General features: G+C 68.6%; 17 protein-coding genes. 4 read left to right on the top strand and 13 right to left on the bottom strand.

The window, feature by feature from the left end:
- Positions 1-318: 318 nt before the first annotated feature.
- The 5 genes from ABWO17_RS13600 to ABWO17_RS13620 form a co-directional block, all read right to left on the bottom strand.
- Complete coding sequence (locus ABWO17_RS13600; protein WP_309540538.1) at positions 319-648, bottom strand: P-II family nitrogen regulator; 330 nt, start codon at positions 646-648, stop codon at positions 319-321.
- A gap of 18 nt (positions 649-666) precedes the next feature.
- Complete coding sequence (locus ABWO17_RS13605; protein WP_353119412.1) at positions 667-2049, bottom strand: ammonium transporter; 1383 nt, start codon at positions 2047-2049, stop codon at positions 667-669.
- A 544-nt stretch (positions 2050-2593) separates the two neighbouring features.
- Positions 2594-3865: an ABC transporter permease gene (locus ABWO17_RS13610; protein ID WP_353119414.1), complete on the bottom strand. Its 1272-nt coding sequence runs from the start codon at positions 3863-3865 to the stop codon at positions 2594-2596.
- A gap of 9 nt (positions 3866-3874) precedes the next feature.
- The gene (locus ABWO17_RS13615) at positions 3875-7126 is read right to left on the bottom strand and encodes an ATP-binding cassette domain-containing protein (RefSeq protein WP_353119416.1); all 3252 of its coding nucleotides are present in this window, start codon (positions 7124-7126) and stop codon (positions 3875-3877) included.
- Positions 7123-8214, bottom strand: a complete 1092-nt coding sequence (locus tag ABWO17_RS13620) for an HlyD family secretion protein (RefSeq protein WP_353119418.1) — start codon at positions 8212-8214, stop codon at positions 7123-7125. Before ABWO17_RS13620 ends, ABWO17_RS13615 begins: the two co-directional genes overlap by 4 nt.
- Before the next feature lie 148 nt (positions 8215-8362).
- On the opposite strand from ABWO17_RS13620, the gene ABWO17_RS13625 reads away from it, so the two are divergent.
- From ABWO17_RS13625 to ABWO17_RS13635, 3 genes are all read left to right on the top strand, one after another.
- Positions 8363-9085: a TetR/AcrR family transcriptional regulator gene (locus tag ABWO17_RS13625; RefSeq protein WP_353119420.1), complete on the top strand. Its 723-nt coding sequence runs from the start codon at positions 8363-8365 to the stop codon at positions 9083-9085.
- A 107-nt stretch (positions 9086-9192) separates the two neighbouring features.
- Complete coding sequence (locus tag ABWO17_RS13630) at positions 9193-10776, top strand: efflux transporter outer membrane subunit (protein ID WP_353119422.1); 1584 nt, start codon at positions 9193-9195, stop codon at positions 10774-10776.
- A gap of 269 nt (positions 10777-11045) precedes the next feature.
- Entirely contained in the window at positions 11046-11222 is a 177-nt protein-coding gene (locus tag ABWO17_RS13635; RefSeq protein ID WP_353119424.1) for a hypothetical protein, read from the top strand.
- A 159-nt stretch (positions 11223-11381) separates the two neighbouring features.
- Here the strand turns inward: ABWO17_RS13635 and ABWO17_RS13640 are convergent, their stop codons facing one another.
- The 8 genes from ABWO17_RS13640 to ABWO17_RS13675 all read right to left on the bottom strand — a co-directional run bounded on the left by ABWO17_RS13640 (position 11382) and on the right by ABWO17_RS13675 (position 21565).
- Entirely contained in the window at positions 11382-11906 is a 525-nt protein-coding gene (locus ABWO17_RS13640; RefSeq protein ID WP_353119426.1) for a MarR family winged helix-turn-helix transcriptional regulator, read from the bottom strand.
- Positions 11903-13480 (bottom strand): efflux transporter outer membrane subunit, encoded by a 1578-nt coding sequence (locus ABWO17_RS13645; protein ID WP_353119428.1) that lies wholly within the window; start codon positions 13478-13480, stop codon positions 11903-11905. The genes ABWO17_RS13640 and ABWO17_RS13645 overlap by 4 nt, the downstream gene beginning before the upstream one ends.
- Positions 13464-16709 carry an efflux RND transporter permease subunit gene (locus tag ABWO17_RS13650; RefSeq protein ID WP_353119430.1) on the bottom strand — a complete coding sequence of 1082 codons (3246 nt, stop codon included), beginning with the start codon at positions 16707-16709 and terminating at the stop codon, positions 13464-13466. The genes ABWO17_RS13645 and ABWO17_RS13650 overlap by 17 nt, the downstream gene beginning before the upstream one ends.
- A gap of 25 nt (positions 16710-16734) precedes the next feature.
- Positions 16735-18018 (bottom strand): efflux RND transporter periplasmic adaptor subunit, encoded by a 1284-nt coding sequence (locus ABWO17_RS13655; protein WP_353119432.1) that lies wholly within the window; start codon positions 18016-18018, stop codon positions 16735-16737.
- Positions 18019-18299: 281 nt separating this feature from the next.
- Complete coding sequence (locus tag ABWO17_RS13660) at positions 18300-19070, bottom strand: TetR/AcrR family transcriptional regulator (protein ID WP_353119434.1); 771 nt, start codon at positions 19068-19070, stop codon at positions 18300-18302.
- A 439-nt stretch (positions 19071-19509) separates the two neighbouring features.
- Positions 19510-20355 carry a DUF169 domain-containing protein gene (locus tag ABWO17_RS13665; protein ID WP_353119436.1) on the bottom strand — a complete coding sequence of 282 codons (846 nt, stop codon included), beginning with the start codon at positions 20353-20355 and terminating at the stop codon, positions 19510-19512.
- Between the two features lie 96 nt (positions 20356-20451).
- Positions 20452-20904: a MarR family winged helix-turn-helix transcriptional regulator gene (locus tag ABWO17_RS13670; protein ID WP_353119438.1), complete on the bottom strand. Its 453-nt coding sequence runs from the start codon at positions 20902-20904 to the stop codon at positions 20452-20454.
- Positions 20905-21193: 289 nt separating this feature from the next.
- Complete coding sequence (locus tag ABWO17_RS13675; protein ID WP_353119440.1) at positions 21194-21565, bottom strand: TraR/DksA family transcriptional regulator; 372 nt, start codon at positions 21563-21565, stop codon at positions 21194-21196.
- A 425-nt stretch (positions 21566-21990) separates the two neighbouring features.
- On the opposite strand from ABWO17_RS13675, the gene ABWO17_RS13680 reads away from it, so the two are divergent.
- A complete protein-coding gene (locus ABWO17_RS13680) occupies positions 21991-24009 on the top strand; it encodes a bifunctional lysophospholipid acyltransferase family protein/GNAT family N-acetyltransferase (RefSeq protein ID WP_353119442.1) in 2019 nt (672 codons plus the stop codon).
- The last annotated feature ends 236 nt before the right edge of the window (positions 24010-24245 follow it).

A 24245-nucleotide genomic window follows, 5' to 3' on the forward strand; every position in this document is an offset into this window, starting at 1 on the left:
CGGTCAGGGTGCCATGGCAGGGAACGCCACGGGATGGCGACAGGCACTGGCGCGGGGCGCAATGCCCTGCCCCCGGCCATGGCAGGCCCTGCTGGCGGACGCCGCACCCGGGTTGCAAGCCTGTGCGCCATTGCCGGTTTCCGCACGGCAGGCCGGTGCGAACACGGGGCCTGTCCGGGGTGTGGGGGCACGGACGCGGTCCCCACCTCCCCCGCGCGCACCACGCAAAACCGCCCGGACCTTGCGGTCCGGGCGGTATCGTTTGCGTTCAGGCTGGCGGATCGGCCTGTCGCCGGGTGGGCACCCGGCAACGGGGCGCTAGGCCACCGGGTTGCCGGTGCGGATGCGCAGCCCCTTGGCCACGTCCATCACGAAGACCACGCCGTCGCCTTCCTTGCCGGTGCGGGCACCTTCGGTCACCGCTTCCAGGGCGGCGGCCTCCAGTTCGTCCTTGATGCCGATCTCGATGCGCACCTTCTTCAGCAGGTTCACTTCGCTGACCACGCCGCGGTAGGTTTCGGTGTAGCCTTTCTGGCGACCGGCCCCCAGGATGTTGGTGACCGACATGCTGTAGATCTGCCGGGCGTACAGGGCCTGCTTCACGGCGGTCAGGCGCTCGGGCCGGACGTATGCGATGATGAGTTTCATGGTGTTATCCCCCTGCCCTTACTCGTTGGAGAAGATCTGGAAGCCGCTGTAGGCTTCGGAGCCGTGTTCGGTGATGTCGAGGCCCTTCAGTTCCTCTTCGGCGGGCACGCGCACGCCCATGGTCATCTTGAGCACGCTGAACAGGATGAACCCGGTGCCGAAGGCCCACGCAAAGGCCGCGGCCACGCCGATGGCCTGGGTGACCAGCTGGCCCGCGCCACCGCCGTAGAACAGGCCGGTGATGGTGCCGTAGCCGGGGGCGGCGAACAGACCCACCATCAGCGTGCCGTAGGCGCCGCACACGCCGTGCACCGAAATGGCGCCCACGGGATCGTCGATCTTCAGCACCTGGTCGATGAACAGGACGGAGAGCACCACCAGCACCCCGGCACCGAAGCCGATGATCAGCGAGCCGATGGGCGATACTTCGAAGCACCCGGCGGTGATGGCCACAAGGCCCGCCAGCGCGCCGTTCATGCTCATGGAAACGTCGGGCTTGCCGTACTTCAGCCAGATGGTGATCATGGCGCCCAGCATGCCGGTGCAGCCCGCAAGGCAGGTGTTGACCGCGATGTAGCCGATGGTGCCGTTGGCCACGGTGGTGGAGCCGGGGTTGAACCCGAACCAGCCGAACCACAGGATGAACACGCCAAGGGCGGCCAGGGGCAGGCTGTGGCCCTGGATGGAGCGGGCCTTGCCGTCGGCGGAATACTTGCCAAGGCGCGGACCGACCACGATGGCGCCGGCCAGGGATATCCAGCCGCCCACCGAGTGGACCACGGTGGACCCGGCGAAGTCGGCAAAGCCCATGGCCGCCAGCCAGCCACCTTCATTGCCGAACAGGTTGCCCCACGCCCAGTGCCCGGTGACCGGGTAGATCAGGCCCGTAACCACCATGCTCATGAGGATGTATGCGCCGAACTTGGTGCGCTCGGCGATGGCACCGGAGACGATGGTGGCCGAGGTGGCCGCGAACACGGCCTGGAAGAACCAGAAGGTCATGGCCCACATGCCCTCAGGCGTGGAGCCGTCGAACGATGCCAGCGCGAAGTCCGAGCCGCCGATGAAGCCGCTGATGGACTTGCCGAACATCAGCCCGAAGCCGAACAGGAAAAAGATGGGCGCACCGGCGGCGAAATCAAGAAAGTTCTTCATGATGATGTTGCCGGCGTTCTTGGCGCGGGTAAGGCCCGCCTCCACGAACGCGAACCCCGCCTGCATGAACATGACGAGGATGGCGGCGATGAGCGTCCAGAGCGTGTTGGCGTCGGACTGCGACAGGAACTGTGGTGCGTCCTCGGCGTAGGCGGGCAGCGGTGCGAGCGCGGCCAGACCCAGCACGGAGCACCCGATGGCCAGAGACAGCAGGGAGCGTTTGCCCGTGGGCGATGCAGTGATCATTGGTTCCTCCTTCGACCCCTTTGATCGAAAACCCCTTTCGAAGGGTGCGGTGATGATGTGGAGCCGTAGGAGCAATCTCTGGTCCAAGCGTGAAAAATATTGAAATTATCGGGGTTAGCGTGATGCCGAGTGTGCGAGGCCGTGATATTTTTCTTTATTTTTACAAAAACAGCGCAAAAAATGCGCCATGATACTTCATAATTGTAAAATTGAATGCAGCGTGAGGGGTTGGCTGCGGAGCCGGGAAGAACGTTGCGTGCTGTCCGAGAGCGGACGGAGGCTGCTGGTGTTCGACCGTGGTCGGCGCCCTGCGCCGTGGAGCAGCGGCTGCGCGATGGAGTCGGGCTGGGCGGAGTGGAGAGAGAGTGGCGCGCGCCGTGTCATTCGGGGTTGTGGTGGGGTATGGTTGGAGGCGGCGCGAGGAGCGTTGCGGGCCGGATTGAGCGACGAAAAAGAGGGAGCAGACACAATTGTAGCGCCGATGCCGCAACGCGCGGGAAAGATGCGGAGCGTTTTTACAAAAACAGCAATTTGCCCTGCCGCGTCATTGGATGCGGTGCCGGAAAAGCCATCCGGCGGCGGCCATGCACACCGCGCCGATGAGCGCCAGCGGCCACAACTGCGGGGCCAGCAGGGTCAGGTCCGCCCCTTCCAGAAACACCCCCCGCACGATGATGAGCACGTAGCGCATGGGGTTAACCAGGGTAAGCCACTGCACCGGCTCGGCCATGTTGGCGATGGGCGTGGCGAACCCGGAAAGGATGGCGGCGGGCATGGTGAACAGGAACATGCCCAGCAGCCCCTGCTGCATGGTCACCGACAGGGACGAAATCATCAGGCCGATGCCCACCACCGAGAACAGGAACAGCACCAGCCCGGTGTATAGGGTCAGCAGGTTGCCGCGCAGGGGCACCCCGAACCAGAAGACCGCCATGGCCACGATGAGCGATGCCTCGAACAATCCCACCAGAAAGCCGGGGGCGGCCTTGCCGATCAGCAGTTCCGTGGGGCGGTAGGGGGTGACCAGCATCTGGTCGAAGGTGCCCTGTTCGCGCTCGCGGGCCACGGACAGTGCGGTGATGATTAGCGTGACCACCATGGTCACCATGACCACGATCCCCGGCACGAAAAACCATCGGCTGAGCAGGTTGGGATTGTGCCATGCCCGCGTCAGCAGCGTGGAAGGGCGGGGCTGGCCGCCATGTGCGGCCATGTAGCGCGCGCCGAAGTCATCCACGATGGAGGCCATGTAGTTGAGGGCAAGCCCGGCGGTATTGGAGTTGCGTCCGTCGGCAATGGCCTGGATCACGGCCTGCGAGGGCGCGGGGGATACGCTGGGGGCATTGCCGCCGTCAGTATCCGCAGTGGTCGGTTGCCCCACCCCGCCGCGCAGGGTCAGGGCGCGCTCGAAGCCCTGGCCGATGCGCAGCACCAGCCGCACCTGTCCGGCGTCGAGCAGGCGAGCCATGTCCGCATCGCGGCGCAGGTATTCCACCACGCGGAAGGTGGGCGACCCGGCCACCCGCGCGGCCAGCTCGCGCGAGGCCGCACTGAGGTCCTCGTCATAGATGGCGCAGGGCACGTCCACCAGATCGAAGGTGGCGGCATAGCCGAAGATGATGGTCTGGAGCAGCGGGGGCAGGATGACCACCGTGCGGCTCTTGGGGTCCTTCAGCAGGGTCAGGAATTCCTTGGCGATGAGCGCCAGCAGGCGGTGCAGCAGGGCCAGCGGGCCCCTGAGAGGAGGGGCAGCAGGGGCGACGGCAGCGGGGGCGGGCTTTCGGGTGCTACGGTGTGCGGTGGTGTGGTCGTGCATGGCGTGCCCCTAGTCCAGCCGTTTGCGGCAGCGCAGCCTTGCCACGGTAAGGAAGAAGAACGCCAGCGCGGCAAGGGCCAGCGCATTGGGCACGATGACCTCCCATACTTCGCCCGCCAGAAAGATGGTTTTGAGCAGGGTGGCGAAGTAGCGCGCCGCGATGACGTACGACACCGCCTGCACGAAGCCGGGGGTGCTTTCCAGGTCGAAGATGAACCCCGACAGGAACAGCGCGGGCAGAAAGGTGGACAGCAGCGCCGCCTGCCCCGCGATGAACTGGTTGCGCGCCAGCACCGAGATCAGCAGCCCCATGCCCAGCGCGGCGGTGAGGAACAGCGACGAGGCTCCGGCCAGCACCGCCAGCGAACCGCGCAGGGGTACCCCGAACAGGTACAGGGCCATGATCACGGTCAGCACCATGCCCCCCATGCCCAGCACGAAATAGGGCAGCAGCTTGCCGGTGAGCAGTTCGCCCATGCGCACCGGGGTCACCAGCAGGGCCTCCATGGTGCCGCGTTCCCATTCGCGGGCCATGACCATGGCGGTCAGCAGGGCGCCGGTCAGGGTCATGATCAGCACCATCAGCCCCGGCACCAGAAAGTGGCGGCTGTCCGAGGTGGGGTTGAACCACATGCGCGTGGCCAGCCGTACCGCCGGCACCTGCCCGGCGGTGGCCACCCGTCCGGACAGCCAGCTCTGCCACACGCTGGTGACGTAGCCGGATACGGTGCGGGCGTTGTTGGGGTCCACCCCGTTGACGATGAGCTGTACCGGCACGGTGCCCGTATCCCCAGCCGGGGGGGCGTCGTCAGGGCGTGCCGTCCACCCCGCGCCAGCGCCGGTGGCATCCGAAAGGCGGCGGGCGAAGTCGGATTGCAGGTGCACGATGGCATCCACCCGCCCGGCGCGCAGGTCTTCCTCTGCCCGGCGCATGTCGGTGACGACGCGGGGGCGAAAGGTATCGGCCAGCAGCAGGCGCGCGGCGAGTTCCATGGCCTCCGGCCCCAGGTCGTCGGCCACGATGGCCACGGGCACGTCTCGGGCGTCCAGGCTGATGCCGTAGCCGAACAGGAACAGCAGCGCCACCGGCATGATCAACGCGATGGCGATGGCGCTGGGGTCGCGCACCACTTGCAGCCACTCCTTGCGCAGCAGGCCGCGCATGCGCAGCAGCAGCCCGCGCAGGGCGGAGGGGCGGACATCCTGCTCCATGGCGCCGGGGACGGTGCTGTCGGCCCGGGGACGCGTGCCGGGGCCGGGAGACGGCCCGGCCGTGCCGCTTGGAGCGGTCGCGCCGGATGTGCCTGCTTCGGTGGCCCTGTGCCGTTCCGCCAGCGCGATGAAGGCCCGCTCGATGGTGGCCGCTTCGGGGGGTAATGCCGTGTCGTGCCCGGCGCCGTCCTGTCGCCTTCCGTGCGGCGGGGTTGCCTCCGTGGGCGCCAGTGCCCGGATTTCCGCCGGGGTGCCCAGGGCCAGCACTTCGCCGCCCACCAGAATGGCCATGCGGTCGCAGTATTCCGCCTCGTCCAGGAAGTGGGTGGTAACGATGACCGTGACGCCCGATTCGGCCAGCGCGGTGATGCGTCGCCAGAACTCGCGCCGGGCCAGCGGATCCACGCCCGAGGTTGCCTCGTCCAGAAACAGGATGTCCGGCTGGTGCATCAGGGCACAGGCCATGGCCAGCCGCTGCCGGTAGCCCAGCGAAAGTTCGCCGCTCTGGGCATCGGCCACATCCGCAAGGTCGAAGTCGCGCAGGGCCCAGGCGATGCGCGCATCGCGCGCGGCGCCATGCAGGCCGTAGGCGCTGGCGAAGAAACGCAGGTTCTCCAGCACCGAAAGCTGCCCGTACAGCGAAAATTTCTGGGCCACGTAGCCCACCCGCCCGCGCGCGGCGGCCGGGGCGCGGCGCAGGTCCACACCGGCCACGCGCAGGGTGCCGCCCGTGGGCGGCAAGAGGCCGCAGAGCATCCGGAAGATGGTGGACTTGCCCGCGCCGTTGGGCCCCAGCAGCCCGAAGATTTCGCCGCGCCGCACATCGAAGCTGGCGCCCTTCACGGCCATGAACGTGCCGAAGCGGCGTTCGAGGCCGCGCACCTCGATGACCGGCGGCGCGTCCGGAGAATCGGTCCGGGTGGGAATATCGGGGGTGTCGGGGGTATCGGGCGCGGATGAAGGCGCCGGGTGCCGCAGGGCGCGGTCCGGTTCGGACCGGGGGATGGGGGCAGCGCTGGACGTGGCGTCAGGCGGCGCAAGCTGCCCGCCCGTCACGCCATCCTTTGGGCCGGACTCTTGCGGCAGCGCGGCGAACAGGGCCAGGAAGCCATCCTCGAAGTCGGGGGCGCGGGGGTGCAGGCTGCCGAGGACGCCCGGCGCGGAAGCCTGTTCCGCCAGCAGGCCGCCGTCCACCAGCGCCCGTGCCGCCTGCGGGGTCTCCGTCAGCAGGCGTACCCCACCCGCGCGCAGCACCGCATCGGTCACGCCGGGGGCCTCGCCCAGCAGGTTCTGGGCCGCGCGGGCGCGCGCAGCGGGGGTGACGGACCAAGTCCGCCCCGCCATGGGCCGGGTGAAGTCTCCTGGCGGGCCGTCGCCCACCAGCCGCCCGTGGTGCATGATGGCCACCCGGTCGCAGTGTTCCGCCTCGTCCAGGTAGGCGGTGCTGACCAGCACGGTGATGCCGTGCTCGCGCACCAGCGAGAACACGATGTTCCACAACTCGCGCCGGGACAGCGGGTCCACGCCCACGGTGGGTTCGTCAAGCAGCAGCAACCGGGGCGAGCGCACCAGGGTGCAGGCCAGCCCCAGCTTCTGCTTCATGCCGCCGGAAAGTCGCCCGGCCAGGCGGTCGAGGAACGGCGCAAGGCCGGTCATGCGCATCAGCGCGGGCCAGCGCTCGGCCTTTTGCGCGGCGGATACCCCGTGCAGGTCGGCGTACAGGGACAGGTTTTCGGCCACGGAAAGGTCTTCGTACAGGCCGAAGCGTTGGGGCATGTAACCGATGGCCGACTGCACGGCCTGCGCCTCGGCCACGGTGTCGTGCCCAAGCACGGTCAGGCTGCCCGCATCGGGCAACAGCAGCCCGGCGGCCAGGCGCAGCAGGGTGGTCTTGCCCGCGCCGTCCGGCCCCAGCAGGCCGTTGATGGTGCCGGGGGCAAGGTCCAGGGTCACCCCGTCCACGGCCCGGACAACCGAAGCCATGCTTCCCGGGGCGGGAAAGGTCCGGCACAGCCCGCGCGCGGCAAACACGGGCGAGGGGGGTGTCATTGCGGAACTCCGGGCGCGGCGTCAGCGCCTGCCATGGCATTGGGCGTGGCGCTTGTCGTGGCGTTGGCCTGGCGCGCCCCATCGGTGTGCACGGGCACCGCGTGGCCCTCGCGCAGGGTGACCGTGGCGGGCATGCCCAGGCGCAGCGCGTCGTCGGGGTCACGCACGAACACGCGGGCCTCGTACACCAGCGAGGTGCGCAGTTCCGGCGTTTCCACGTTGCGTGGGGTGAATTCCGCCGTGGGCGAGATGAACCCCAGCCAGCCCTCCAGCGGCTGGCCGGGCCGGGCGTCGGTGGCAATTTCTGCGGGCATGCCTTCGTGCACGCGGCCAAGCTGGGTTTCCGTCAGGTAGGCGCGCACCCACTTGGGGTCGGTGATGGCCACGGTGCATACCGGGCGCTGGGCAGAGGCCATGTCGCCCGGTTCCAGCAGGCGCGAGCGTACCACGCCGGACAAGGGGGCGCGCAATTCGCTGTCGGCGCGGCGCTGCTCCAGCACGGCCAGGTCGGCCCGCTGGCCAGCAAGCGTAGCGCGGGCCTCGTCGATATCCTCGCGGCGCGGGCCTTCCTCCACCAGGGCCAGTTGGGCCTGGGCCACGCGCAGGCGGGCGGCGGCCTGGTCGCGCGCGGCCAGGGCGTCGTCCACGTCCTGCTCGCGCGCGGCCCCGGTGCCGGACAGGGCGCGCAGCCGGTCGTAGGTGCGCCGGGCGTTGTCCAGTTCCACGGCGGCGGCGTCGGCATCGGCGCGGGCGCGGCGCTTTTCCTGCGGTCGCGAGCCGTTTTCCAGCCGGGCAAGCGCGGCGGCCTGCGCGGCCACGCGGGCCTTGGCACGGGCAATCTCGCGGTTCAGGCGGTCGGTTTCCAGCACGGCCACCAGCGTGCCGGGGGCCAGCCGGTCGCCCTCGCGTACCAGCACGCGGGCCACCCGTTCGGCGTCCTTGAAGGCCAGGGAAACCTGGCGCAGGTCCACGTTGCCGTACAGCACCACCGGTCCCGCATCGGGCACGGGACGCAGGGCACGCCAGGCCAACGCGCCACCAGCCATGCACAGCGCCAGCACGGCGAGGGCGAGAATGCGTTTCTTCATGCGCTGCTCCGGGGAAGGGGCACGCGGGGTGCGCGCGGTAGGGGTTCCGGTGTGATGGCGCCAGCCTAGTGGGCTGGAGGATAAAAGTCAAATTCAAATTTAAATTTTGAATTTGACACTATCCCCGTGCCCATCCTATAGCATGTGCATGAAGAAGTCGTCCGATCGGAACAGCGGCCAGGGCAGCCGCGAACAGGGCCGGGAACAGGGCCGCGAATCCACCCGCCAGCGCCTGCTGGAGGCGGCGGGCATGGTCTTTGCCGAGCACGGCTACGACCGGGCCACCGGCAAGGAAATCTGCGAGCGGGCCGGGGCCAACCCCGCAGCCATCAACTACCATTTCGGCGGCAAGGACAAGCTGTACGCCGCCGCCCTGCACGAGGCGCACCGCCGCTTCCTCACGGCGGAAGACCTGCGCGTCGCGCTGCCGCCGGGCACGCCAGCGGCGGAACGGGTGGGCATCATCATCCGCGACCTGCTGTCCAACCTGCTCACGACAGACCCTTCCGCCTGGCAGCTCAAGCTGATGACCCAGGAAATGATGCGCCCCACCCCCTTTCTGGACGAACTGGTGCGCGCCGAAATCGTGCCCAAGTCCATGTTCCTGCGCGCGGCGGTGGCCGAACTGCTGGGCCGCCCAGACAGCCATCCTTCCGTCCAGCTTTCGTGCATGAACATCATCGCCCTGTGCCTCAGCCAGTATCTGAACCGCGAAATTTTTCGTCGGGTGTTCCCCGCCCTGGCCCTTTCGGCGGACGGACTGGAATTGCTCACCGCACACACCCTGTCCTTCGTCACCGGCGGGCTGCGGCAGGTGGCCGCCACATTGCCGGGGGCGCCGGGGGCACCCTTGCCGCAGGAGACACCATGAACGCGGACCACGCTCCGGCGCGACGCACCCGGCTCTTTCGGAAGATGATTCCGACGCCAGCGCAGCCCCTCCTTTTCGCCGCCCTGCCTGGAGTGCTCGCGCGGCCCGTGCTTCCCGCGTTGCTGATCCTGGCTCTGGCGGGCTGCGCCGTGGGGCCGGACTACGACCGCCCCGCTCCGCCCGCCGCGCCCACGGAATGGAGCGCGGCCGCGACCCGCCCCGAAATTGCCCCCAAGGTTTCCGGGAACGCAGACAAGAACGGCGCCGCGCCCAAAGATTCGGATGCACCCCGCGCCGCCGTAAGCGCCGCCACCCCGGACGGGCAGTGGTGGGAGCGCATGGGCGATCCACTGCTGTCGGAGCTGGTGGCCATGGCCGTGGGCCACAACAACGACGCCCTCATGGCCGCCGCCAACCTGCGCGAGGCCCGCGCCGTGGTGGGCGTGGCCCGTGGCGCCCTGCTGCCCGAGGCGGCGACGGGCGGCAGCTTTGAGCGCAGCCGGGTGAGCGCCAACACCCTCACCGGGCAATCGCTGGAAATGGCCAACATGCCGCTGGAAAGCGACCTGTATCAGGCCGGGTTCGACGCGCGGTGGGAAATCGACATCTTCGGCGGCGCCCGGCGCGGTGTGGAAGCTGCCCGTGCCCGGCAGCAGGCGGCGGAGGCCGGGCTGTCCGACGTGCTGCTTTCCGTGGCGGCGGAAACGGCCCGCGCCTACGTGGAACTGCGCGGTGCGCAGGCCCGGCTGGACGTGGCCGAACGCAACGCCGAAGCCCAGCGCCATACCCTGGAACTGGTGCGATTGCGCCGCGACGTGGGCGTGGCCAGCGACATGAACGTGTTGCAGGCCGAGGCCCAGTTGCAGCGCACCCTGGCCCTTGTGCCCCCGCTGCGTGCGGCCACGGACGCCTCCATCCACCGGCTGGGCGTGCTGTGCGGCTTGCCCCCGGCGGCCCTGCGCGATCGGCTGACCCCGTGCGCGCCCCTGCCCACCGTGCCCGACCTGGTGCCCGTGGGCCTGCCCTCGGACCTCTTGCTGCGCCGTCCGGACATCCGCCGGGTAGAGCATGAACTGCATGCGGCCACGGCGGACATCGGCCAGCGCGAGGCGGACCTGTTCCCCAAGTTTTCGCTTACCGGCTCGTACGGGCTGAACAGCATCCATTTTTCGGACCTGTTCCGCGACGACAGCCGCGCCTGGACCATCATGCCCGGCGTGCGCTGGGCCATCTTCGAGGGTGGACGCACCCGAGCCGCCGTGGCCGCGCTGGAGGCCCGGCGCGAGGCCACCCTGGAGAGCTGGCGCAAGACCGTGCTGGTGGCCTTCGAAGAGGTGGAAACCTCGCTGGCCCGCTACGCCGAATCGTTCGTGGAGCGTGAACGGCTGTCCCGCTCGCTGGCTGCGCAGGCAGAGGCCACCCGGCTGGCCAAGGTGCGTTACGCGGAAGGCGTGGACGACCTGCTGACCGTGCTGGACGCCGAGCGTCGCCAACTGGAGGTGGAAGAGGCCCTGGCCCGCAGCCGCTCCGGCGTGCTGCTGCACCTGGTGTCGCTGTACAAGGCCCTGGGAGGCGGCTGGCCTGAAGGAAGCGCGGGGGGCGGTGCGGATGCGGCAATCGTTCCGGTTGTGGCCCCGGCGTCCGCCTCGTCGTCGACCCCGGCGGGAAGTGCGGCGTCCGGCGGGAAGTAAGGTGCCCGGCGGGAAGTAAGGCGTCCGGCGGGAAGTAAGGCGTCCGGTGGGAAGGGGGTACGCCGAAGGCGACACCCGCGCGTCAGACCTTGCGGCAGTAGCGCAGCCCACGGCGGCACGGACGCGACCATGCCCCAGGGGGCTTGCGCACCGGCACGCTCCGTGCCATGAGGGCGCACCGTCCGGTGCCGCAAGCTTCGGGTGCCCTGCCTTCGGCGCGCACCGGATTTTGGCAGCATCGGACATACGACCTTTCCAAAGGAGGCCCCATGCCCGTCATTCCCATGATTCTGACCGTGCTCGGCGCGTGGCTGTGGTATCAGGCGTTCGTGGCGTGGAAGCGCCACAAGGCCGGAGACCCCAAGGCCAAAACCGTGGCCATCGTCTGTGTGGTGGGCGCGGCGGTCGCCATGGTCGGCGGCGTGCTGGGCGGCCTGCCCAGGTAGGTACTGCCGTTCTCTCCCCCTGCCCCGCACGATGAAAAACGCGGCGTCTTCCTGCGAAGACGCCGCGTTGTCGTTGGTCTGCCGTTGCCTGGCCGGATTGGGGGCGGCCTAGACTGGACTAGACTGGATTGGACGGGTGCGGGGTGCCCCGCGTGTCCGTCAGTCCGTGGTATCGGGTCGGCAGGGTTCGCACCCCGCCGGATCGCCCCCGTTCTGGGTAGCCAGCCCGTTCAGTTTGTCCAGCAGGCGCAGCATCACCGCGTGGGCGATGACCACGTGCTCTTCGGGTATGCCGTCCATCAGTTCGTCCCGCAGGGCAAAGCCGATGTCCAGCATGGCGTCGTATACCGGGCGGGCCTGGTCGGTCAGGGCCACCAGTTTTACCCGGCGGTCGGTTTCCGACGGCTGGCGGCGCACCCAACCTTCCTTTTCCATGCGGTCCAGCAGCCGCACCAGGGTGGGGCCTTCCACGCCCAGCAGTTCGGCCACGCGGCCCTGCGGCAGCGTGCCGTGCTCGGACAGCAGCCAGATGACCACCCAGCTGGTGTCGGACAGCCCCATGGGGCGGAAGCGCCGGTCGAACTCTGCCCGCCAGGCGCGGGCCAGTTCTTTCACGGTGTGGCCGAAGCCGTGCGCGCCATGGCGCTCGGCGCGGTCCACACGGCAGCGGCGGCAGTCGCTCATTGCGCGGCCGCCACGGGCTTGTCGGCCCGGGGCGTGGCTTCGGGGGCCGCAGGGGCGTTTTCGGCCTGCGGCGCAATGCCCGCCCAGCCGCCGCCCAGGGCGCGGTACACATCCACCACCGCCGTCAGTTGGTCGCGCTGGGCGGATGCCAGCGAGACCTCTGCCTGGAACAGGCTGCGCTCGGCGTCCAGCACTTCAAGGTAGCTGGAATAGCCGTTGTCGTAGCGCAACCGGGCCAGGTGCAGCGAACGGCGCAACGCCTCCACCTGGGTGGTCTGGGCCTCCACCACGCCGCGCGCCTTGCGGTTGGCCACCAGGGCGTTCTGCGCTTCGCGGAAGGCGTCCTGCACGGCCTTTTCATACCCGGCCAGGGCGGCACGCTGGCGCGCTTCCGCAGCTTCCACCCCGGCCTTGACCCGGCCGAAGTCGAAGATGGGCATGGTCACGCTGCCCGCATAGTTCCAGGTACCCGACGGGCCGGTGAACAACCGGGTCAGGTCGCTGCTTTCGTAGCCCAAGAGGCCGGTAAGCGAGATGGACGGAAAGTACGCCGCCTTGGCTACGCCGATGCGCGCGCTGGCCGCCGCAAGCTGCTGCTCGGCCTGCACAAGGTCCGGCCGGCGTTCCAGCAGGGTCGAGGGCAGCCCGGCGGGTACGCTGGGCGGTACGGGCACGGCGTCCACGGCAAGGCCGCGTTCGGTGGTTCCGGTTACGATGTCACGCGGGCTTCTGCCGGTCAGCACGGCCAGTGCCGTTTCGGTGGCGGACACGCTGTTTTCCAGCGTGTGCACGCTGGACCGGGCGGACGCGGCTTCCGCTTCGGCCTGCCGGTAGTCCAGTTCGCTGGTCAGGCCCAATTGATGGCGCACCTTGCGCAGTTCCTGCGTGGATTCGCGCGAGGCCAGCGTGTTGCGGGCGATCTGGAGCTGCTGGTCGTAGGCGCGCAGGTCGAAGTAGGTGCGGGCCACTTCAGAGACCAGGGTCAGGCGCACGGTATCGCGCGCGGCCATGGTGGACAGCAGGTCGGCGCGCGCCGCCTCGCTGGCGCGGCGGTAGCGGCCCCACAGGTCCACCTCGTAGGACAGCGTGCCGCCCACGTTGTGCAGGTCCTGCACGCGGGTGGATTCATCGAACGAATTGAAGCTGTTCAGCGAATAGCGCTCGCGCTGCGATGCGCCCTGCGCGTCCAGCCGGGGCATCTGGTTGGCCCGGGCAAGGCCCAGTTGGGCGCGGGCCTCGTCCACGTTGGCGATGGCCTTGGCCAGGTCGCGGTTGTGGTCCAGCGCGGCGGCCACCATGGCATCCAGCGCCGGGTCGCCGAAGCCCTTCCACCAGCCGTCCTGCGTGGCGCCCGCATCAGCCGTGCCCGCGCGCCAGGCGTCGGGCAGGTCCATGGCGGGCCGGGCATGGTCGGGGCCAAGCGCGCAGCCAGTCAGCATGGCCGCCAGAAGTCCCGCCGCCAGCAGCAGCGGCAGTTTCCGCATTCCCTGCACCGGGCGGGCCGGGGCGGCCAACTGCCGCCCCTTGCCGTATGTGAAGCCCTGCAGGCCAGTCAGGCTATTCATGCTTGTCATGGCGCGTCTCCTTGTTGCAGGCGTCGTCACCCGCTCCAGCCTCGCCGTCCGGCGGCAGATCTTCGAAGGCCGAGTGGCGTTCTTCTTCGCAGTACTTGCCCACGGCCATGGTGCGCATGGCTTCCGTGCCGCGCATGCGTTCGCTTACGCCCATGATCAGCCGGTAGAACATGGGGATGAAGAAGGTGGCGATGAAGGTCGCCGCCAGCATCCCGCCGATGACGCCGGTGCCGATGGAATGGCGGCTGGCCGCGCCCGCGCCGGTGCTGATGGCCAACGGCACGCAGCCCAGCACGAAGGCCAGCGAGGTCATGATGATGGGGCGAAAGCGCAGGCGGGCGGCCTCGATGGCCGATTCCACCAGCGAAAGCCCCTCGTGCCGCTTGATCACCGCGAATTCCACGATGAGGATGGCGTTCTTGGCCGCAAGGCCGATGAGCGTGACCAGCGAGATCTGCAGGTACACGTCGTTGGCAAGGCCCCGCAGCCACACCGCGCAGATGGCCCCGAACAGGGCGAACGGCACGGCCATGATGACTGCCAGCGGCAGCGACCACTTTTCGTACTGCGCCGCCAGGATCAGGAAGACCATGACCAGGCCCAGCACGAACACCAGCGACGACGAGCCGCCGGTCTGCTTTTCCTGGTAGGCGGAACCGGACCAGGCCAGGGTGTATTCCGGCGACATGACCTCGGCCGCCACCTCTTCGATGGCCGCGATGGCCTGGCCGGAACTGTATCCGGCGGCGGGGCCGCCCACCACCTTGGCAGCGGGGAACACGTTGAAGCGTTCCACCACCTCGGGGCCGGTCACTTCCTGTACGTCCACCAGCGAGGTGAGGGGAATCATCTCGCCGGAGTTCGCACGCACGAACACGTTGGCCACGTCCGCAGGGCGGGCGCGGAAGTCGGCCTCGGACTGCATCTGCACCTTGAAGGTGCGGCCGAACTTGTTGAAGTCGTTGATGTAGCTGGCGCCAAAGGTGGCCTGCATGGTGTCGAAGATGGTGTTCACCGGCACGCCCAGGGCCTTCGCCTTGTTGCGGTCCAGGCTGATGAACAGCTGCGGCGCGTTGGCGCTGAAGGTGGTCTGCACGCCAACAAGTTCCGGGCGCTTGGCGGCGGCGGCGATGAGCTTGCCAACCACGCCTGCCAGGGCCTTGCTGTCCCCTTCGCCGCGGTTCTGCACGTAGAGTTCGAAACCGCCGGTGTTGCTCATGCCCGAGATGGGCGGCGGGTTGAAGGCCAGCACGATGCCTTCGGGCACGCCCATGCCCACGCCGAACACCTTGCGGGCGTAGTCGAACGACGACTGGCCTTCGCCCTTGCGCTCGTCCCACGGCTTCAGCGGCACGAACGACGTGACGAAGTTGGGCTTGGGCACCCCGGACAGCAGGTCGTAGCCGGTCAGGGTGATCAGGTTGGCCACGCGGGGGTCTTCCATGTGGCTCTTGTCCATCAGGTTGGCCACCACGCGGGTGCGTTGCAGGCTGGCGCCGTCGGGCAGGATGGACAGGCCGATGATGTAGCCCTGGTCTTCGTCCGGGGCAAGGCCGCTGGGAACCACCTGGAAGAAATGCCAGGTGGCGCCGCCAAGGCAGGCGAACAGCACCAGCGCGAGGCCCGTGCGGCGGATGAGGAAGGTCACCCCGCCGGTATAGCGGTGGGTGACGCGTTCGAACCAGGCGTTGAACCAGCGGAAGAACGCGGGCGGCTCATGATGGCCGGGCTTCAGCATCAGTGCGCACAGGGCCGGGGTCAGCGTCAGGGCCACAAGGCCGGAAATGACCACCGACACCGCGATGGTGATGGCGAACTGCTTGTACATCTGCCCGGCAAGGCCGCCCATGAAGGCCACGGGAACGAACACCGAGCACAGCACCAGCACGATGGCGATGACCGGTCCGGTCACTTCCTCCATGGCCTTGAGGGTGGCCTTGCGCGGCGTCAGCCGCTCGGAGGTCATGATGCGTTCCACGTTTTCCAGCACCACGATGGCGTCGTCCACCACGATGCCGATGGCCAGCACCAAGCCGAACAACGTCAGCGTGTTGATGGAGAAGCCCAGTGCGTACATGCCCGCGAAGGTGCCCACGATGGACACCGGCACCGCAAGGCAGGGAATGAGCGTGGCCCGCCAGTTCTGCAGGAACAGGAACACCACCAGGAACACCAGCACCATGGCTTCCACCAGGGTGTGCACCACCTCGTTGATGGAGATGCGCACGAACTTGGTGGTGTCGTAGGGGATGGAGTGGCTGATGCCGTCGGGGAAGCGCTGCGACAGCTCCTGCATCTTGGCGGCCACGCGGTCGGCCGTTTCCAGCGCGTTGGCGCCAGGCGTCAGGAACACGCCCACGGCAACGGAGGGCTTGCCGTTGAGCTGGGTGCTCATGTCGTAGTCCTTGGCACCCAGTTCCACGCGGGCCACATGCTTGAGCAGCAGGGTGGAGCCGTCCGGCTCTGCCCGCAGGATGATGTTCTCGAATTCCTCGGGGGTGGTCAGGCGCCCCTTGGTGGTGACCAGATAGTTCAGCTCCAGGGGACTGCTGGACGGTTCCTGGCCAATGCGCCCGGCGGCGAACTGGGCGTTCTGCTCGCGGATGGCCTGCGCCACGTCGCCGGGGGTCAGCTTGAGCTGGGCCAGCTTGTCCGGGTGCAGCCAGATGCGCATGGAATAGTCCTTGGCGCCGAAGATGGTGGCATCGCCAACGCCCGGAAGGCGCTTCAGCTCGTCCACCACGTTCACCAGGACGTAGTTGCTGATGTAGACCGAGTCGTACCGCCCGTCGGGCGAGAAGGTGTTCACCACCTGCAGGATGGAGGGCGACCGTTTGGTCACGGTGACGCCCTGGCGGCGCACTTCCTCGGGCAGGGAGGCAGTGGCGGCCTGCACGCGGTTGTTGACGTTGATGGTGGCCTGGTCGGGGTCGGTGCCCACGGCGAAGGACACGGAAATGGTCATCTGGCCGTTACCGGCACTGACCGAGTTCATGTACAGCATGCCGTCAACGCCGTTGATCTGCTGCTCCAGCGGCGAGGCCACCGTGGCCGCGATGACCTCGGGGCTGGCGCCGGGGTAGGTGGCGGAGACGATGACCTGCGGCGGCACGATTTCCGGGTACTGCGCGATGGGCAGCGTGCGCATGGCCATGAATCCCGCCAGCATGATCACGATGGAGATCACGCACGCGAAGATGGGGCGATGGATGAAGAAACGCGATATCATTGCGGAGTCCTGCTAAGGGCGCGGACTAGGAGCCCTGGTTTGCGGCCTTGGTCGCGTTTCCGGTGGGGGCCTGGCCTGACTGTCCCGACTGGCCCGATTGGCCGGATTGGGCTTCGCGGGGCTGGCCGATGGTCACGGGCTGGCCGGGGCGCACCTTCAGCAGGCCTTCGACCACGTAGCGTTCACCGGCGGCAAGGCCCTTTTCCACGATGTATTCGTTGCCGATGGGCAGACTGATTTCCACGGGGCGCGGCTGGGCGATGTCGCCTTCGCCGATCACCCACACCATGGGGCCCTGCTGGGTTTGCAGCACGGCGCGCTGGGGAATGGCCAGGGCGTTGTTGTACACGGCGCCGCTCATGATCACGCGCACGAACTGGCCGGGCAGCACTTCCGCCTCGGGGTTGGGGAATTCGGCGCGCACGCGGATGGTGCCGGTCAGCGGGTCCACCAGCGGGTCGATGAAGTTCACGGTGCCGGTGCGCTTGTAGGTGGAGCCGTCGATGAGGCGCACGATGACGGCGTACCCCTTCTTGGGCAAGGTGATCCTGCCTTCCTCGCGCATGCGGCGCAGGCGGAACAGATCCACGCTGGGGGTGGAAAAGTTCACGTACACCGGGTCCACCTTCGAGATGGTGGTCAGCAGGCTGCCATCGGCGGTGGTGGTGACCAGACTGCCTTCGGAGCGGGTTTCCTTGCTGGTCATGCCGGAGATGGGGGCCTCGACGCGGGTGTAGCCAAGGTTGATGCGCGCGGTTTTCACGCGGGCGCGCGCTTCTTCAAGCGCGGCCCTGGCCGAATCGAACTCGGCCACGGCGTCGTCGCGGTCCTTCTGGCTGACGGCGTTCTCGCGGTACAGGGGCAGCACGCGGTCGCGGTTGCTCTGCGCGCTTTGCAGGCGTGCGTCTGCCTGGGCCTGCTGTCCCAGGGCCTGATCCAGGTCGGCCTTGAACGGTTCGGGATCGATCTCGAACATCAGGTCGCCCTTCTTCACCGGGCGGCCTTCGGTGTAGGCGCGGCGCATCAGGATGCCGCCCACGCGGGCGCGCACCTCGACCTCGCGCGAGCCGGCCGTCTGCCCCACGTATTCGTAGGTCAGGGGCAGGTCGCGCGGCTGCACCTGCTGCACCACCACAAGGGGAGCGGGCATGGCCTTGGGCGCGGCGGATTCGTCCTTGCACCCGGCCAGCACGGTCGAAAGGGCCAGGACCAGGGCGAACAGCCCCACGTGCAGGGCGGGCAGGGGCCGTGCCACGGCGGTTGCTCCGGCGCGGGCGCGGCGGGAAGGAATGGGGAAGCGATACTGCATGGGGTGGTTCCTCCTCGGCGCGGCGCGGGGTGCGCGGGTGCGCCGACATGCGGGGCGGTTGGGTGTGTCTTTCGGAGTTCCGGCGGGCCGTACCCTTTTGCGTTGCGACGGTGCGGGCAGGGGGCGGGGGAAATCCGGTAGGGTGCTATTCTGTAGCGTGCTATCGAAGTGTCGCGTTCTACATGGGGCGACAGTGGCCGTCAACCCCACCTTTGGAGCTGTGCCGTGGCAGGTCTGCCGGGCGGCATGGGGTGTCTTTGCAGAAAACCGTGCGAACCGCGTCAGCCGTTGGGCGGACCGGTTGCCGTACATGTTGCCGGGCAGGCCGAACTGCCGGACATGGCCATGATGCCGCCCAGGGTGAAGCGGGTAACCCCTTCGGCGATGCGGTGCAGCACCTCGGGGGTCAGTTCCTCGTGCCCGTAGAAATGGACGATGGCGGCGCGCCCGCTGTAGTGGAACGAAATGTGTCCGAAAATGGCCAGCAGGCAGGTGCGCAGCACGTCCGGGTCGTCCGCCGCCGGGCCCAGCAGCCCGCGCAGGATGTCGGCCAGCAGGTCGTTGACCGGGGCGATGTGCTCGCGCAGCAGCCCGTCGCAGGCCGGGGTGGGGTCGATGAGTTCCAGGGACACCAGCTTGCCGTGCGCCTGGCTGGCCGGGTCGTCGCCGCCGCCAAGGATGCGTTGCACCAGCCCATGCACGAAGGCGCGCAGGCGTTCCTTTGGCGGGGAGCCGGGCGTTACCCCCACGTCCAGCGGAAAGGCTGCCTGGCAGGTGCGCATGTAGTGGTCAAGCATGGCGGCGTACAGCTTGTCCTTGCCGCCGAAATGGTAGTTCACGGCGGCCACGTTGGCTCCGGCCCGGCGGCAGATTTCGCGCACCGTGGCCGACATGTAGCCGTGCTCGGCAAAGACCTCCGCTGCGGCGGCCAGCAGCCGTTCGCGCGTGCACTGGTCCTGCCTGCCGGATTCGCCTGGCCTGTCCGGTTTGCCGGGCAGGCAGGAGCACTGGCGGGGAGCCTGCCGTTCGTTCATGCGGCCATGGTCGCTCATTGCTTGCTCCCTGTCGTTTCACTGCTTGCCAACATAGTTTCAAATTCAAAATTCAATCAATGTTTGAAGCGTGAATATGCCTCCGGTTTCTCCCTGTCAACCCTTGGCCTCCATGACTGGCCGAACGGACGGGATATGGCGGGTAGGGCCGGATTGGGGCAGGCGGGACGTGGAACGAGATGCCATAATGCCACGTTGCGGGCGGCGGTGCATGATTTTCCGGCCAGCATGATTGACCGGCTCAGCCGGGAGGGCGGTCGTGCGGCCTGTCTGGGCAATCCGTCTGGGCAACCCGTCAGTACGAGCCATTCGGGCAATGCCGTCCGTACCCAGCCGTGCGTGCCCGGCCGTGCGTGCGAACGATGCGGGCGGGATGCAGCGGCATTGCCGCATCCCTCCTCACCCGGGATCACCGGCGCCTCGCGCCAACATCGGCGAATCAGTCCGCCTCCCCCTCTCCCCAGGCGCGTCTGCTCTTGGCCACCTTCTTGCGCACCCCCTGCCACGTATGACGGGTGAGCGCGGAATGCTCCATGGCGTCCAGCATCTTGCGGTACATGGGCAGGGGCGCCGCAAAGCTCATCTCGTCGGGCTTCATGAACTTGCGGGCCGAAAGGTCGAACCCGCCAATCACCGCCCGTTCCTCGCCGCGCTGCCGGTAGGCCAGCGGCCATGCGACAAGGGCGCCGCACCCCGCGCTGAAGGGCGAGGCCACGGCGTTGTGGTTGCCCGTGGCGTAGCAGGCCAGCGAGAACAGGCCGTTGAGCACTTCAGGCCGGGCGAAGAAGGCCACCACCAGCGGCTCTTCGCCGTTGTCGAACTGGTGCAGCGGCTTGAGCACGCAGTATTTGGCCGAAGCCTCGGGGGGCATGGTGTCGTCCATGAAGGCGCGCATGGACGGGTGGTCGGGCAGGTAGTGCTCGCCTTCCATGGGGGTGCCGGGAATGCCCGTGGTCACGTAACAGATGTTGGTTTCCAGATACGGCCGGTACATGCCGGAGTAGAAGCCGCCGCCCATGCAGCCGCACGCCTCGTGGCTGATCCACGCCGCCTGTTTCTTCTTGCGGGCCAGCCACACGTTGCCCATGAGGCAGGAAAATTCATGGGCGAAGGCCTTGTGCCAGTCGATCTGCCCGGCGGCCTCGCGGTCGCGGGTAAATATTTCGCCGGGTTTGGGGCCAAAGCCGTTCGCGGGCTTTTCGTCGGCGTAGTGCACGCCGAAGGGTTCCTCGTCGTGTCCCAGCAGTTCCAGCAGGCGCCGGGTGCGGTCGATGACGGTCTGCATGGCGTCCTCCATGTTGTCGGGGAATGGTGAGGTCGTGCGGGGGGCGGGCGTGTCCCGTGGTGCCCCCGTTGCCGCGCGCTGGCCTGATGGACCGGCTCAGCGCTCGGTGGTGCGCAGGGTATCCTTTACCGTGGCCAGCACCCGCATGCAGGTGGCGTGGTCTTGCGGGCTGACGTCTTGCAACAGCAGGGCAAGGGCTTCTTCGGCCACGGCCCGGCTGCGCTCCTTCAGGTCGTTGCCAGCTTTCGTGGCAGTGACGACCCTGCGCCGGGCATCGTCCCGGTCAGGGCTGCGGGTGACAAGCCCCTTGTCTTCCATGGTGGCCAGCAGGCGGCTCATGCCCGTCTTGTCCATGCACAGTGAGTGGGCCAGTTCGTCCTGCCCGATGGTTTCCCGGTTCCAGACAAAGACCATGCCCCCCCACTGCTCGGCGGTCAGGTCGATGCCTGCCTGGGCCATGCGGCGGCGCAGGAAGGACGCCATGAGGCGGTTCGCCGTGAAGGTCATGAACCCGAGGGAGCCTTCCGGGTCGAAAAAAAAGTTGTTCATGTCAACCATCATGGAGAATATGGTTGTCCGTGTCAACTGTTTTCGCGGTTGCCAAGGCCGAGGTGGCGGGGGGCTGGAACGGTCGGGGCGTGCGTGATGACCCGCGCCGGAAGGCGCACGGGTGCCTGCCCCGCAGATGGGGGCAAGGGGGAGGGGCGGCGGCGTGGCCGCAGGCAACGGCAGACCCGCCGCGATGCAGGATCGGGCGTGCCCGTTGTCCGTGGGATGGCGGCGCGCGCCGTCCGGCTTGTCCGGCATCGGTCCGCCTGGGGTGGCGGCCCGACGGCGTCTAGTACGCCCCGGCGTGGGTGGTGGCGGCCACGGGGCGACCTGCCTGCGTTTCAAGCTCCGTCTGGCAGTGCACGCACAGGCGGGTGGTGGGGCGGGCCAGCAGGCGGGGCAGCGGGATGTCGTCGCCGCAGGCGTCGCACACGCCGTAGTCCTGGCTGTCCATGGCGCGCAGCACCCCTTCGATCTCGCGGATGCGCCGCCCGGCGCGGTCCAGAAGGGTCATGCTGAGGGCTAGTTCGCTGATGCGCGAGGCGAATTCGTTCTCGTCGGCGCAGGCTTCCACGCCGCCCTCCACCAGCATCTGGCGGCGCAGGTGGGTGAGCTCGGATTCAAGGCGGCGGCGGATTTCGACGTGTTGACGGTCGGTCATGGCGTGTTCCTTCCGTGCGCGGCGCCGGGCGTGCGGCCCGCGCGGTCTGCGGGGTGGCCCATGCGGTTCGGCCGACCCCGGTTTCCGGACACTGCCCCTTCTGCCCCAGGGACGGGATTGCTGGGCGACGGCGCGGCGACGGGCCATCGACAATCGGGTGACACCCGCGCCATCCATTCCCCGCCCTGTCCCCCTTCACACAATGTTCACCGACCGGTCATGGCTTCTCCACGTGGCGCGCCTATCCATGCATGCAACAGGACTCCATTTCGCGGAACAGGCACGCAGTCGCCACGGGACGGAAACCGCTCGCCACGCCACCCCCCGGTCGTCCGTCGTCAGCAGGCCTTCGGGCCGACATGCAGGCGGCGCCCGCTGCCCTCCGCGCCACCAGTCTCCGGCCAGCAGGCCGCCCAGGAGGACGCATGGACATGCTCCGCCCCCGCACCCCCGCAAACGCCGTCCCGCCCCCCCATATAATGGATACGCCGCCGGTCTCCTCGCTGGTGGCCGCCCCGGCCCGTACGGGGCTGGCCCCTGCGGACGCGGTCCTGGCGCATCCCGCGCATTCCCGCTCGCTGGTGCCCGCCGCCGCCCGCCGCATTCCCGCGCCGTTGCGCATTCCGCTGCTGCACCTTCTGGGCGTGGGGCGCATCGATTCGCTGTACCGGGCCATGCCGCAGGGCGGAACGCCGCTGGACTTCGCCCACCTGGCCCTGGACGTGCTGGGCGTGTCCGTGCGGGCAGAGGGCGAGGGCTTCGAGGGCGTGCCCGCCACCGGTCCCCTGATCATGGTGGCCAACCACCCCTTCGGCGCGCTGGAAGGGCTGGTGCTGGCGAAAGCCCTGCTGCCGGTGCGGCCCGACCTGCGCTTTCTGGCCAACTACATGCTGGCGGCGGTGCCGGAACTGCGCGAACTGATCTTTTCCGTGGATCCGTTCGGCGGGGACGGCGCACAGCGCCGCAACATGGCGGGCCTGCGCCAGGCCATCCGCCACGTGACCGAGGGCGGCGCGCTGGTGGTGTTCCCCTCGGGCACGGTGTCGCACCTGCAACCCTCGCGGCGCGAGATCACCGACCCCACGTGGCAGTCCACGGTGGGGCGGCTGGTGCGCCGTACCGGGGCCGATGCCCTGCCCCTGTACTTTCACGGGCGCAATTCCATGCTTTTCAACCTGATGGGCCTGCTGCATCCCGTGGCGCGCACGGCCATGCTGCCCAAGGAACTTTTGCGCAAGCGCAACACCATGGTCACCCTCAGCGTGGGGCGCCCCGTGGCCGCCGCCACCCTGAGCGAGCTGCCCGACGACGAGGCGCGCACCGGCTACCTGCGCATGCGCTGCTATGCCCTGAAGCCCAAGCCGCGCCGGGTGCTGTCCCTGCCCCTGCTGCGGGCGCGGGCCGTGCCCGACCACCCCGACACCTCCGGTTCCACCGGTGCCGTTGCCGCTTCCGGCGGGCAGTCCGCGCGGCGCATGCGGCCCATCGCCGCCGCCCGTCCGCTGGAATTGCTGGAGGCTGAACTGGCGGCCATTCCGCAGGAGGATGTGCTGCTGCGCGAGGGGCCGTGGACCATCGTGGAGACGACGGCCCACCGCTCGCCCGAGCTGATTCGTGAAATAGGTCGCCTGCGCGAGGTGACCTTTCGTGCCGTGGGCGAGGGCAGCGGCGCGCCGCTGGACCTCGACGCCTTTGACGCCAGCTACCGCCATCTCGTCCTGTGGCACGAAGGCGACCACGCCATGGCCGGTGCCTACCGGCTGGGCGAGGTGGACGCCATCCTCACCGCGCAGGGGCAGCGGGGGTTGTATTCCTCGTCCCTGTTCCGGTTCCGCCCGGAATTCTTCGACGGCGCGCCCGCGCTGGAACTGGGCCGGGCCTTCGTGGCGGCGGACTACCAGCGCGACTATGCCCCCCTGCTGCTGCTGTGGAAGGGCATCGGCCAGTTCATCCTCAAGCGCCCCGGCGTACGCCGCCTGTTCGGCCCGGTAAGCGTGAGCCTGGACTATACCCCGTATTCGCTGAACGCCATCATGGACTACCTGACCCGCCACCACGGGTGCGCGGCCACGGCCCGGCTGGTGCGGGGCCGCGCGGCACCGTCGCTGCGCCAGCCGGGCTGCCTGCGGCGCATCGAGCCTGCCGGGCTGGACTGGAACGCGCTGTGCGCACTGGTGCGCGACATGGAAGGCGGGCGTACCATTCCCATCCTGTTCAAGCACTACCTGAAGCTGGGCGGGCGCATCGCCACCTTCCACGTGGACCGCGCCTTCGGCTCGCTGGACGCCTTCCTGATCATCGACCTGCTGGAATCGCCGCCCCGCATGCTGCAACGGTTCATGGGCGTAGACGGGCTGGAACGCTATTACGCCCAGACTCCGGGCGGCACCGGCGAGGACGCGGGCCGCGACACCGGGTTGGCCGCCGTGGCCGGGGGGGCGTAGATGCCCGCCCAAATGCTCTCCCGGTTGACAGATGCCGCCATGCGGGTACCCTTGCCCGCATATACCGGCGAAATGCCGCATGCGCCGCATGGTGGCGGCGCGGGGCAGAGGGCATTGCGGGCCGCCCTGCATCTGGGTTTGGGCATGCGGCGCGCGGCGGGGTACGCGGCAGACTGCGCGGCGGGCTGCATGATGCGCCTGCGCGCCCGGCGGGGGCCAACCTCCGTTCCGCTGCC

Source organism: Nitratidesulfovibrio sp. (assembly GCF_040373385.1).
Classification (GTDB): Bacteria; Desulfobacterota; Desulfovibrionia; order Desulfovibrionales; family Desulfovibrionaceae; genus Cupidesulfovibrio.

Bases quoted from the DNA above. Each gene is read 5' to 3' on its own strand.
- ABWO17_RS13635 (WP_353119424.1), top strand. From the start codon at position 11,046: ATGCCCGTCATTCCCATGATTCTGACCGTGCTCGGCGCGTGGCTGTGG.
- ABWO17_RS13605 (WP_353119412.1), bottom strand. From the start codon at position 2,049: ATGATCACTGCATCGCCCACGGGCAAACGCTCCCTGCTGTCTCTGGCC.
- ABWO17_RS13610 (WP_353119414.1), bottom strand. From the start codon at position 3,865: ATGCACGACCACACCACCGCACACCGTAGCACCCGAAAGCCCGCCCCC.
- ABWO17_RS13645 (WP_353119428.1), bottom strand. From the start codon at position 13,480: ATGACAAGCATGAATAGCCTGACTGGCCTGCAGGGCTTCACATACGGC.
- ABWO17_RS13670 (WP_353119438.1), bottom strand. From the start codon at position 20,904: ATGAACAACTTTTTTTTCGACCCGGAAGGCTCCCTCGGGTTCATGACC.
- ABWO17_RS13675 (WP_353119440.1), bottom strand. From the start codon at position 21,565: ATGACCGACCGTCAACACGTCGAAATCCGCCGCCGCCTTGAATCCGAG.
- ABWO17_RS13680 (WP_353119442.1), top strand. From the start codon at position 21,991: ATGGACATGCTCCGCCCCCGCACCCCCGCAAACGCCGTCCCGCCCCCC.
- ABWO17_RS13665 (WP_353119436.1), bottom strand. From the start codon at position 20,355: ATGCAGACCGTCATCGACCGCACCCGGCGCCTGCTGGAACTGCTGGGA.
- ABWO17_RS13600 (WP_309540538.1), bottom strand. From the start codon at position 648: ATGAAACTCATCATCGCATACGTCCGGCCCGAGCGCCTGACCGCCGTG.
- ABWO17_RS13625 (WP_353119420.1), top strand. From the start codon at position 8,363: ATGAAGAAGTCGTCCGATCGGAACAGCGGCCAGGGCAGCCGCGAACAG.
- ABWO17_RS13650 (WP_353119430.1), bottom strand. From the start codon at position 16,709: ATGATATCGCGTTTCTTCATCCATCGCCCCATCTTCGCGTGCGTGATC.
- ABWO17_RS13620 (WP_353119418.1), bottom strand. From the start codon at position 8,214: ATGAAGAAACGCATTCTCGCCCTCGCCGTGCTGGCGCTGTGCATGGCT.
- ABWO17_RS13655 (WP_353119432.1), bottom strand. From the start codon at position 18,018: ATGCAGTATCGCTTCCCCATTCCTTCCCGCCGCGCCCGCGCCGGAGCA.
- ABWO17_RS13615 (WP_353119416.1), bottom strand. From the start codon at position 7,126: ATGACACCCCCCTCGCCCGTGTTTGCCGCGCGCGGGCTGTGCCGGACC.
- ABWO17_RS13640 (WP_353119426.1), bottom strand. From the start codon at position 11,906: ATGAGCGACTGCCGCCGCTGCCGTGTGGACCGCGCCGAGCGCCATGGC.
- ABWO17_RS13660 (WP_353119434.1), bottom strand. From the start codon at position 19,070: ATGAGCGACCATGGCCGCATGAACGAACGGCAGGCTCCCCGCCAGTGC.